14 protein-coding genes are annotated in these 10,552 nt (G+C 65.2%); 5 read left to right on the top strand and 9 right to left on the bottom strand.

What is annotated here, in order from left to right:
• Positions 1-752: AMP-binding protein (locus ACN4F8_RS11905; RefSeq protein WP_419473798.1), on the bottom strand; the 752-nt coding region annotated here is incomplete at its 3' end.
• Positions 753-908: 156 nt separating this feature from the next.
• Between ACN4F8_RS11905 and ACN4F8_RS11900 the strand changes: the two genes are divergently transcribed.
• The 3 genes from ACN4F8_RS11900 (at position 909) to ACN4F8_RS11890 (ending at position 3,469) form a co-directional block, all read left to right on the top strand.
• Positions 909-1,715, top strand: coding sequence for an MlaE family ABC transporter permease (locus ACN4F8_RS11900; protein ID WP_419473797.1), 807 nt, complete (start codon positions 909-911; stop codon positions 1,713-1,715).
• A gap of 6 nt (positions 1,716-1,721) precedes the next feature.
• Entirely contained in the window at positions 1,722-2,726 is a 1,005-nt protein-coding gene (locus ACN4F8_RS11895; RefSeq protein WP_419473796.1) for an MlaD family protein, read from the top strand.
• Between the two features lie 131 nt (positions 2,727-2,857).
• Positions 2,858-3,469, top strand: a complete 612-nt coding sequence (locus ACN4F8_RS11890; RefSeq protein WP_419473795.1) for a hypothetical protein — start codon at positions 2,858-2,860, stop codon at positions 3,467-3,469.
• A 1-nt stretch (position 3,470) separates the two neighbouring features.
• Here ACN4F8_RS11890 and ACN4F8_RS11885 read toward each other — a convergent pair whose 3' ends face one another.
• Together ACN4F8_RS11885 and ACN4F8_RS11880 are read right to left on the bottom strand one after the other, a co-directional pair.
• On the bottom strand, positions 3,471-3,962 hold the full coding sequence (locus ACN4F8_RS11885; protein WP_419473794.1) for a CreA family protein: 492 nt from the start codon (positions 3,960-3,962) through the stop codon (positions 3,471-3,473).
• A gap of 25 nt (positions 3,963-3,987) precedes the next feature.
• The gene (locus ACN4F8_RS11880) at positions 3,988-4,908 is read right to left on the bottom strand and encodes an AEC family transporter (RefSeq protein WP_419473793.1); all 921 of its coding nucleotides are present in this window, start codon (positions 4,906-4,908) and stop codon (positions 3,988-3,990) included.
• A gap of 182 nt (positions 4,909-5,090) precedes the next feature.
• On the opposite strand from ACN4F8_RS11880, the gene ACN4F8_RS11875 reads away from it, so the two are divergent.
• Positions 5,091-6,068, top strand: a complete 978-nt coding sequence (locus ACN4F8_RS11875; protein WP_419473792.1) for a tripartite tricarboxylate transporter substrate binding protein BugE — start codon at positions 5,091-5,093, stop codon at positions 6,066-6,068.
• Entirely contained in the window at positions 6,068-6,985 is a 918-nt protein-coding gene (xerD, locus tag ACN4F8_RS11870; RefSeq protein WP_419473791.1) for a site-specific tyrosine recombinase XerD, read from the top strand. Before ACN4F8_RS11875 ends, xerD begins: the two co-directional genes overlap by 1 nt.
• Here xerD and msrA read toward each other — a convergent pair.
• From msrA to ACN4F8_RS11840, 6 genes are all read right to left on the bottom strand, one after another.
• The gene (msrA, locus tag ACN4F8_RS11865; RefSeq protein WP_419473790.1) at positions 6,982-7,599 is read right to left on the bottom strand and encodes a peptide-methionine (S)-S-oxide reductase MsrA; all 618 of its coding nucleotides are present in this window, start codon (positions 7,597-7,599) and stop codon (positions 6,982-6,984) included. The genes xerD and msrA overlap by 4 nt on opposite strands.
• Positions 7,596-8,093, bottom strand: coding sequence for a peptide-methionine (R)-S-oxide reductase MsrB (msrB, locus tag ACN4F8_RS11860; protein WP_419473789.1), 498 nt, complete (start codon positions 8,091-8,093; stop codon positions 7,596-7,598). Before msrB ends, msrA begins: the two co-directional genes overlap by 4 nt.
• Before the next feature lie 66 nt (positions 8,094-8,159).
• Positions 8,160-9,026 carry a PA4780 family RIO1-like protein kinase gene (locus tag ACN4F8_RS11855; protein WP_419473788.1) on the bottom strand — a complete coding sequence of 289 codons (867 nt, stop codon included), beginning with the start codon at positions 9,024-9,026 and terminating at the stop codon, positions 8,160-8,162.
• Between the two features lie 33 nt (positions 9,027-9,059).
• The gene (locus ACN4F8_RS11850) at positions 9,060-9,638 is read right to left on the bottom strand and encodes a DUF1439 domain-containing protein (RefSeq protein ID WP_419473787.1); all 579 of its coding nucleotides are present in this window, start codon (positions 9,636-9,638) and stop codon (positions 9,060-9,062) included.
• Between the two features lie 49 nt (positions 9,639-9,687).
• Positions 9,688-9,939 (bottom strand): DUF3297 family protein, encoded by a 252-nt coding sequence (locus ACN4F8_RS11845; protein ID WP_419473786.1) that lies wholly within the window; start codon positions 9,937-9,939, stop codon positions 9,688-9,690.
• A gap of 90 nt (positions 9,940-10,029) precedes the next feature.
• The coding region (locus ACN4F8_RS11840; protein ID WP_419473785.1) for a hypothetical protein at positions 10,030-10,552 on the bottom strand (523 nt) is incomplete at its 5' end.

The following is a 10,552-nucleotide window of genomic DNA, read 5'->3' as shown; positions in this document are numbered from 1 at the left end:
TCGGGCACGGGTTTGGACGTGATCACATTGCTGCTGCCGATGTAGATGGCGGGGCCGAAGAACACGTCGAGCTGGGCGCAGTGGTAGAGCGGCAACGCGTGCAGCGCGCGGTCCACCTCGGCGATCTCGGCGTTGATCACGCAGCTCACGTACTGCCACAACACCGCGTCGTGCGTGAGCATGGCGCCCTTGGGCGTGGACTCGGTGCCGCTCGTGTAGACGATCTGTGCGAGGTCAAAACTGCCCAGATCCACCTCGGGCAGCGGGTCGGGGCAGGCGGCCAGGTGGTCGAAGCGGTGCATGGCCGGGTCGGGCTCACTCGGGTCTTCGCCAGGCAGCCAGATGAAACGCTCCACCACCGTGTCCAGCGCGGCGGCTTCGCGCGCCAGCGCGGCCAGACCGCTGTCGGTGGCCAGGGTCCTGGCGCCCGCGTGCCGCAGGATGTACGCCACCTCGTCGGCCTTGAGCATGAAGTTGATCGGCACCAGCACCGCGCCGCGGCGCGCCAGGGCAAACCGAAGCGCAGCGAAGCCATGGGAATTGCGCGCCAGCACGGCCACCTTGTCGCCCTCGGCCACGCCCAGGTGCGCCAGCCCAGCAGCCAGGCGGCTGACCAGGGCGTCGAAGTCGGCGTAGGTCCAGGTGGTGGTGCCGCAGACGATGGCGGTCTTGTCCGGCAAGCGCAACGCCGTGCGGTGCAGTGCGTCGGCGATGGTCTGGCGGCGCACCACCGGGGGAAGGGTAGTTGACATGCATGGTCTCCTGAAGGGATGGACGGTGGCGTGATCCGGTGGCCTGATTGGAGCCGAATCAACCGCTTTGACCATGCGCGTTTTCACCAGCGTGCTGTCACCTTTGCACACGGCATCGACGCCCGACCTTCACACACCCCGGACTATCATCAAACGATGAACCCTGTCTCTGCCAGCCAGACCGCCATGACCCGATGGGGTCATCGGGTGCGCATGTGGTGGATCACCTGGTGGCAGGTGATCATGCTGGGCGCGCAGATTCTGGTGATGGCGCTCACGCCATCAAGCTACGCCACAGGGCCGCGCCGGCAGAGTGTGTTGTTGCACATCCATCAGGCCACCGCACCGCTGCTCACCGGCTTCCTCGTGCTCTCGGCGCTCATCAGCCTGGTGCTGATCCGCATCGTGGTGGCCACCGCTGACAGCTACGGCCTGTCGCAGTACGCGCTGGATGTGCTGGTGCGCACGCTGGTGCTCGAACTCATTCCGCTGTATGCCGCCATGTTTGTCGCCGCGCGCTATGCCATGCCGGGCGCGCAGTGGGTGCGCGAGCAGCTGTCTGCCCACCAGCGCACGGGCCAGGCCTGGGGCCAGAGGGTGCTCTTGACCACCGAGCTGCTGCCCCGCGCCCTGGCGTCGGTGTTCTCGGTGCTCATGCTTGCTGCCTTGAGCTGCGTGATCGCGCTGGTGCTCACCTACTTCACGGTGTACGGGTTCTCGCACTGGGGCCTGCCGGGCTACACCCGCAGCGTGGGCCAGGTGTTCACGCCCGCAGTGACGCTGATCTTCACGCTCAAGACACTTTTCTTCAGCCTGGCCGTGGCGGTGGTGCCGCTGGCGGGCAGCGCGCAGCAGGACGCACAGGGCCTGTACGCACAACGCAGCGACATCTCCGAGTTCGCCCGCCTGTTCTCGGTGGTGCTGCTCATCGAGGTCATCTCCCTGGTCGGCAACTACTACTGATCTTCCATGAACGCCACACCCGACGATTCCAAGGTCTCCGAGACCCCCGAGATCAAGAACCTCGAATTCAAGGCTGCGCTGTTGCTCGTGGCCTTGCTGGTGCTGGTGATCGGCTCGGCGGTCTACGTGATGTTTGCGCGCGGTGTGTTCGAGGACACACAGCGCCTGGTGCTGATCTCCGACGACTCCGAGGGCGTGGTGGTCGGCATGGACATGACCTTTGCGGGTTTCCCCATCGGGCGCGTGGCGCGCATCGAGCTCGGTGCGGACGGTGCGGCGCGCATCCTGATCGATGTGCCGAGCAAAGACGCGAAGTGGCTTCGCACCTCCAGCATCTTCACCATGGAGCGTGGCCTGGTGGGAGGCACCCGCATCCGCGCCTACAGCGGCGTGCTCGACGACCCGGCGCTGCCCGACGGCGCTGAGCGCACGGTGTTGCGCGGCGACACCGCCGCCGAGATCCCGAAGCTCGCGGCGAGCATGCGCGAGGTGCTGGAGAACGTGGCAGCGCTGACCAAAAAGGACGCCGCGCTGGACACCGCCTTGAACAACGTGCAGAGCGCCACCGAACGGCTCAAGGGCCCGCAAGGCGCCATGGGCGTGCTGATGGGCAACGACGAAGACGCAAAAAAAATGGTGCTCACCATCGAGCGCACCAATGCGCTGCTGGCGCGCGCCGACGCACTCGCCGCGCGCATGGACAGCCTGGTCAACAACGCCAACAAACAGGTGTTCGGACAGGGCTCTGCCGATGGCGGCCTGGTGACCGACGCCCGCGCGACCGTGCAGCAACTCAATGGGATGCTGGCCGAGGCCAGGGTCAGCCTGCAGAAGGTGGACGCGGTGCTGGTGGAGGCCCAGGGCATTGCCAGCAACACGCGAGAAGCCACGACCGACTTGGGCGTGTTGCGCGGCGAGGTGGAGTCCAGCCTGCGCAAGGTCGACGGGCTCATCAACGACATCAACCGCAAGTGGCCGTTTGCGCGTGACACCGAGATCAAACTTCCATGATCGAAATCACCCCCGTCGCTTGCTCACTGCGTGTAGCCGCATCCCCCCTCCAGGGGGCAACACCCTGCGCCCCGGCAAAGCCGGTTGCGCGGTGTTTCTGGGTTGGTGCTGTCTCAGCGCTCTGTCTTGCTGTGGCCGCCTGTTCCAGCAACCCACCCCCACCCGACTGGCCGGCTGAAGCCAAAGGCAGCAGCGAACGCGCCCTTGAGGCCTGGCTCAGTGGCAACAGCCGCATCGAGGCGGCGGAGTTCAACCGGGCCCGTGCCGAGGTGGCGCGCACGGGGCAGGTGGCGCTGGTGGCGCGGCTGGAGCTGCTGCGTTGTGCCACGCGCGTGGCCAGTCTGGTGGTGGAAGCTTGCGCCGGCTTTGACGCGTTGGCGCAAGACGCGGCACCGGCCGAGCAGGCGTATGCGCGGTATCTGGCGGGCATCGCGCAGGCAGGCGATGCAGCGCTGCTGCCCGAGGCGCATCGGACGCTCGTGGGCAACGCAGCGCCAGACGCGGCATTGGCCGCGATCCAGGACCCGCTCTCGCAACTGGTGGCCGCCGGCGTGCTTTTTCGCAGCGGCCGGGCCACGCCCGGCGTGATCGCAATGGCGGTGGACACCGCATCGGCGCGTGGGTGGCGCCGCCCCTTGCTGGCCTGGTTGCAGGTGCAACAACAACGCACCCAAGCCGCAGGTGATGCCGCAGCAGCGGCCGCCCTGCAGCGGCGCATCGACCTGGTGGCGCCGCCGCGCTGAATCAGCGCATGGGGATGGTGGTGCCCGCCGGCAGTGGAACAGCGGTGATGCTGTTGTCGGGCGAGCCTTCGATCACGCGGTCGGAGTAGCTCAGGTAGACCAGGGTGTTGCGGGTCTTGTCGACCATGCGCACCACCTGCAGCTTCTTGAACAGGAACGACGTGCGCTCGGTGAACACCACTTCCTGTTGTTTCATGGGGTCGCCCACGAACGACACGGCGCCCACCTGCTTGCACTCGATACTCGCGTCCGAGGTGTCCTCGGCCAGACCCAGGCCGCCCTTGATGCCACCGGTCTTGGCGCGCGACACGTAGCAGGTGACGCCCTTGACCTTGGGATCGTCGAACGCCTCGACCACGATCTTGTGGTCGGGTCCGAACAGTTTGAATACCGTGTCCACCTCGCCGATGGCCTGTGCATGCACGGCCGAGGTGGCGAACAACAGGCCCAGCACCAGGCCGGACAGGGGGGCGGAACATCGCAAGGGGTTCATGGTGACTTTCGAAGAAGAAAAAGCATCATGCGCCGGCCAGTGGCCTGAGCACGCCGAGGGCCAGCGGCAGGCTCACGATGCCCAGCACGGTGGACAGCGTGACCAGACCGGCGACGTTGGGTCGGTTGTAGCCCATGCGCGCGGCCAGCACATAGCAGCTGGACGCGGTGGGCGCGGCCGAGAACATGAGCAGGATGGTGGTCTGGGTCGGGTCGAGGCGGAACAGCAGGGCCAGCCCGAGCGCCATCACCGGCATGCCCAGGTGTTTCACCGCGAGCACCAGGCCACCCAGCGTCTTGGCGCTGGCCAGCATGCCGAACTGCATGCCCGCGCCCGCGGCCATGAGGCCCAGCGCCAGCGAGGCCTGCCCGATGCGGTTGACCGTGGGCTCCAGCCAGAACGGCATGGAAAACCCCAGCAGGTTGGCCACCAGCCCCGACACCGTGCCCACGATCAACGGGTTGCGCAGCAGTTCGCGCAAGAAGCCCTTGTTGGCGTGGCGCGCCATGGGCCACACCGCGCCCACGTTGAACAACGGCACGCACACGCCGATGAGCACCGCGATCATGAGCAGGCCTGGCGGCCCAGCCACTTTCTCGGCCAGGGCGAGTGCAATGAACGAGTTGAAGCGAAAGCCCACCTGCGCGCTGGCCGCATGCAGGCGCACGTCCAGGTGTTTGCCGATCCAGGGCCAGTGGGGCAGTGAATACGACAGCGCGATGCCGCACAGGCCCAGCGAGATGCCAGCGCCCATGAGGCTGGAGGCCTGGCTCAGGTCGAGCGGGCTCTTCACGATGCTGTGAAACAGCAGCACCGGAAACAGAAAGTAGTAGACGAGGCTCTCGACCTGCTCCCAGACCTTGCGGTTGAGGGCGGTGAAGCGGCACACCAGGTAGCCGCAAAGGATGAGCGAGAAGTCGGGGAAGAGCAGCTGGGCGAAGTTCACGGGCTGAGCATAGCGTGCCCCCCAGGGCATGCCGGGGGTTTCCACTTATGTAGTTGTCCCATGGTCACGCCCTTGCCCAGCGGCTACATTGCAGGCTCGCATCGCGCGACCGTACCCGGGTTGCGCGAATCAGGCTGAACCCGGCCTGCCTTTCTGGATGTCTTTTGCAAGGAGCAAGTCTCATGGTTTCTCGTCGTCAACTGGTTGCAATCGGTCTGGCCACCGCCTCGGTGGCTGTGGGCGGTTCCGCCTGGGCCCAGGCCTATCCCAACAAGGTCATTCGCCTGCAAGTTCCCTTTGCACCCGGCGGTACCACCGACATCATTGCCCGCGTCATGTCGGAGTCGCTCGGCAAGGCCCTGGGCCAGAACATGATCGTGGAGAACAAGGCCGGTGGCGGCGGCGTGGTGGGTGCGCTCGAACTGTCTCGCGCCCCGGCCGACGGCTACATCCTGGGCATGGCCACGGTGTCGACCACCGCCGCCAACCCCGCGATCAACGCCAAGATTCCGTACAACACGCTCACCGATTTCACGCCCATCATCAACATCGCGGCCACGCCCAACGTGATCGCGGTGCACCCCAGCTTCCCGGCCAAGGACTTCAAGGGATTCCTCGCCGAGATCAAGAAAAATCCGGGCAAATACAGCTACGCCACCTCGGGCACCGGCGGCATCGGCCACCTGCAGACCGAGCTGTTCAAGAGCCTGACCAACACCTTCATCACCCACATTCCTTACCGTGGTGCGGGCCCTGCGCTCAACGACACCGTGGGTGGCCAGGTGCCGATCATTTTTGACAACCTGCCGTCCGCGCTGCCCTTCATCCGCGACGGCCGCCTGATCGCCATCGTGGTGGCCGCGCCCCAGCGTGTGGCCAGCATGCCCAATGTGCCCACCTTCAAGGAAGTGGGCCTGGAGCCGGTGAACCGCATGGCCTACTACGGCCTGATCGGCCCCAAGGGTCTGCCGCAGGAGGTGGTGGACAAGATCTCCAACGCCACCAAGCAGGCGCTGACCGATCCGGCCGTGAAGAAGCGCGTGGAAGACACCGGCTCGCTGATCGTGGCCAACACGCCGTCCGAGTTCACGGCGCAGATCAAGGCCGAGTTCGAGGTCTACAAGGAAGTGGTCGCCAAGCAGAAGCTCAAACTGGATTGATGGACCCGGCCCTGGCATCGACCAGCGAGGACCTTGCCGGGGCTTTTGTCGACGCGCTCTGGCTCGAAGAGGGCCTCTCGCGCAACACGCTGGACGCGTACCGGCGTGATCTCGTCTTGCTCGGCCAATGGCTGGCCGGGCGGGGCAAGACATTGCCCCAGACCACCGAGGCCGACCTCAATGGCTATTTCAGCGAGCGCCACAGCCAGACGCGCGCCACCACCGCCAACCGCCGGCTCACGGTGTTCAAGCGCTACTTCCGCTGGGCGCTGCGCGAACGTTTCATCAGCACCGACCCGACGCTGCGCCTCTCGCCTGCACGCCAACCCCCGCGTGTGCCCAAGAGCCTGTCGGAAGCGCAGGTGGAGGCTCTGCTCAACGCGCCCGACGTGGGCACGCCACTGGGCCTGCGCGACCGCTGCATGCTGGAGTTGATCTACGCCAGCGGCCTGCGCGTGAGCGAGCTCGTGACGCTCAAAACCTGGCACGTGGCCATGAACGAGCAGGTGCTGCGCATCACCGGCAAGGGCAACAAGGAGCGGCTGGTGCCGTTTGGCCAGGTCGCAGGGCAGTGGCTGCAGCGTTACCTGGGGCAGGGACGCGGCGACATTCTGAATGGCCTGCAGAGCGAAGACCTGTTCGTCACCTCACGCGGCTCCAGAGCTGGTGAGGCCATGACGCGTGCGATGTTCTGGCAGTTGGTGAAGAAGTACGCGCTGGCCGCCGGTATCACCGCACCCATTTCACCCCACACCCTGCGCCACGCGTTCGCCACCCACCTGCTCAACCACGGTGCAGATCTGCGCGCGGTGCAGATGCTGCTCGGCCACGCCGACATTTCCACCACCACCATCTACACCCACGTGGCCCGCGAACGCCTCAAGACCATCGTGGCGCAGCACCATCCGCGGGGCTAGTTTTTGGCTGGGCCCCACAACTGGGCGAGCCGCGCATCGCGCCCACAACTCGTGCGGTAGTACTTGTAGCGAATCGGGTTCTTCAGGTAGTAGTCCTGGTGGTAGTCCTCAGCCGGGTAGAACTTCGTGGCCGCGACGACTTCGGTCACGATGGGCTCCTTGAACGGCTTGGACTTCTCCAGCGCCGCCAGCGAGCGTTTCACCACCTCCGCCTGCGCCGCGTCGTGCGTGAAGATGGCCGTGCGGTAGGGGTTGCCGGTGTCGCAGAACTGGCGGTCTTTGGTGGTCGGGTCAATGGTGCGCCAGAACTTTTCAACCAGCGTGGCGTAGCTCACCTTGGCCGGGTCGAACACGATCTCCACCGCTTCGGCGTGGCCGGTGCCGTTGCGGGACACCTGCTGGTAGGTCGGGTTGGCCGTCGTACCGCCGATGTAGCCCGAGGTGGTCGAGAGCACACCGGGGATCTTGTCGAAGTCGGACTCCACGCACCAGAAGCAGCCGCCTGCGAACGTGGCCGTGGCGGTGGTGGGCGCTGTTTGCGCTTGGACCGCTCCTGCCGAAAGCAGAACCGAAGCCAAGAGGGACAGCAGGCTGCCCAGCCAACGCCCGCTCATGCTGCCGCCTTGAAAGTGAGCGCCACGCCGTTGTTGCAGTAGCGTTTGCCGCTGGGCTTGGGGCCGTCGTTGAACACATGGCCCTGGTGGCCGTCGCAGCGCACGCAGTGGTATTCGGTGCGCGGAAACAGTGCCTTGTAGTCGGTCTTGGTGCCCAGTGCGCCCGCCAGCGGCGTGTGAAAGCTCGGCCAGCCGGTGCCGCTCTCGTACTTGGTGTCGGACGAAAACAGCGGCAGGTCACAACCCCCACAGTGGAAAGTGCCTTTGCGTTTCTCGGCATTGAGCGGGCTGCTGCCCGGGCGCTCTGTGCCTTCTTCGCGCAACACGTCGAACTGGGCCGGCGTGAGGCGCTTTTTCCACTCCGCCTCGCTGAGTTTCCAGGGGTCGGTGGCTGCGACGGCTGTGGCCATGGGGGCGGCGGCCTGTGAGCCCAGGCCAAGCATTGCAAGCAGTTTCATGGTCTGGCGGCGGGTGAGGGTGGACGGGATGTTCATGGCATTGAGTCGACCACAACCGGCATTCCTTACACGGCCCCGCAGGTACTCGGTGTAAACACGGGGTTACGTCTGCGCCATGCGCAGGCGCCGGGCCGCGTCTTCGTCGCGCGCGTCGTCGATCTCGCGCATCACACTGCCCAGGTCCACCGTGCCCGGTGCGCGCTCGTAGCGGCCAGTGAGCGGCGTGTCGTTGCTCAGCAGGCCGCTCTGGTACAGGCTCCAGATCTCGGCGCCGAACTGCGTCTTGAGGAGCTCGGGCGCGAACTGGCCGAAGAAGTCGCGCAGGTTGGCCACGTCGCGCAGCAGCATGCGCTGGGCGTGGTTGTTGCCGGCGGCGTCCACCGCCTGCGGCAGGTCGATGATCACCGGGAAGTCGTCGGTGTTGTCGTCGCCCGAATGCGCCAGCAGGATGTTGAACTCCGACAAATCACCGTGCACCACACCCGCGCACAGCATGCGCACCACCTCGCCCACCAAAGTGGCGTGGTGCTGGCGCGCCTGCTCGGGGGTGAACGACACGTCGTTCAAGCGCGGGGCCGCGTCGCCGTCTGCGTCGGTCACCAGCTCCATGAGCAGCACACCATCGGCGAAGTTGAACGGCTGGGGCACCCGCACGCCGGCCGCGGCCAGGCGGTAGAGCGCGTCCACCTCGGCGCTTTGCCACGCGGCTTCTTGCGATTCACGGCCGAACTTCGTGCCCTTGGCCATGGCGCGCGCCTGGCGCGAGTTCTTCACCTTGCGGTTCTCGGTGTAGTCCACCGCCTGGCGAAAGCTGCGGTTGTTCGCTTCCTTGTAGATCTTGGCGCAGCGCGTTTCATCGCCGCAGCGCACCACGTACACAGTGGCTTCCTTGCCGCTCATGAGCTGGCGCACCACGGTGTCGATGAGACCCTCTTCAACGAGGGATTGCAGTCGGGGAGGAACTTTCATCGGGCGATTGTGCGCCCGGGTGTCACGAACACTTCACAGCGGCTTGAGCACGAAGCCGATCACCAGCCCGGCGTCGGTCACCGTGATCGTGCCTGGCTGCATGCCCATGGCATCGGCCATGCGCAGGTCTTGCGGTTGCAGGCGGTGCAGCACCACCTCGCGCAGCGACTGCTCGGCCAGCGCGGGGGCGTAGGTGTTGAGCAGCTCCACCACGCCGGGTTGCAGGCTGGGGAAACGCAGGCGGTCGATGCGCAGCTGGTGCGCGCGCAGCGTGCGGTCGCTGGCCTCATAGCGCAATGCAAAGTCCAGGTCGAACGTGCCTCGGTGACCGCGGTTGAGCGCCGGGCCGGCGGCGTTCACCACCATCGCGGCGCGCAGACGGTTCTGCGCGGGCAGCAGGCTCAGCGTGGGAGTTTGCAGGTCTAGGTTGAGCAGCCCCTGCACCGGGTAGCGCATGGGGAAACGCTGCGCCACCGAGCTCTGCAGCACCGCGGTCGGCACGGTAACGCCCGGAGGCTTGCCAGGCGCGTCGTCGGCATCGGGCGCGTTGGCCCGGGCCAGGTTGCCAAAGCTTGCGCACACGGCGGCTGAAAAGAACAATCTGCGTTGCATAGGCGAGGTCAGAGTCCGGCCAATCCCATGCGTTCAGCGCAAATGGTCTCTATTTGTAGAAGACCTCGACCCGGCCCTTGAGCTGGATCAGCAGCGGCTGGCCCTTGCGGTCCAGCGTTTTGCCCGAAGGCACCTTCACCCAGCCTTCGCTGATGCAGTACTCGGACACGTCGAAACGCTCCTTGTCGTTGAAGCGGATGCCGATGTCGTGTTCGAACACGGCGGCCACGTGGTGCGGGCTGCGGGCGTCGATGGAGAGGCGGTCGGGGAGGGCGGGTTTGGTGGAGGCTTGATCGGTCATGGGGTGATTGTCCTTCAAGGCTAGCGAGGCCATTTTGGGCACTGCCGTACAGCACGACGCATCACTTGTTTCTAAAACTTGCCGCTTCGCTCAGGGCGCCCCGAACGTTCTGATCAACAGTCGATTGAACGACTTCACCAAGTCCTCAAGCCATACCTCTATCAATCGCATGTCGTTCAGTCGGCCCCTCGGCACGTGCATTGTGTTCACGGTGGGACGGTCTACGCCGTAGAGGACATACGTCTCTGCAACTGGAAAATGATGAACAAACGAGTTCCGAAGATCGGCTAGTACTGAGAAGAACTCAGGGTCTTCGTCTCTCAGGCTTGTCAGATGATTTTTAGTCGGTCCACTGGGCAGCTTTTCGATGTCTTGCATCTCGCAGACGCGAATCACGCGTTTTTCCTCAAACTCTGGCGTATTGCCTTCAAGAAGAATCCATTCGTTCATGAAAATCTCATCGACGACACGCTTCATTTGAAGCACCAAGTCTTCTGTCGAAATTTTTTCGTAGACGAGATCCTCAGGGCTAAGTCCTTCACTGCGTCGGTTATGGATCGCGACAACTTCTAGTACACGTCGCTGTATGTAGGCCAACCGGCCCGCGAGTGCC

Source organism: Hydrogenophaga sp., assembly GCF_048549895.1.
Classification (GTDB): domain Bacteria; phylum Pseudomonadota; class Gammaproteobacteria; order Burkholderiales; family Burkholderiaceae_C; genus Hydrogenophaga.
This window is presented reverse-complemented; position numbering and strand designations above follow the sequence as displayed.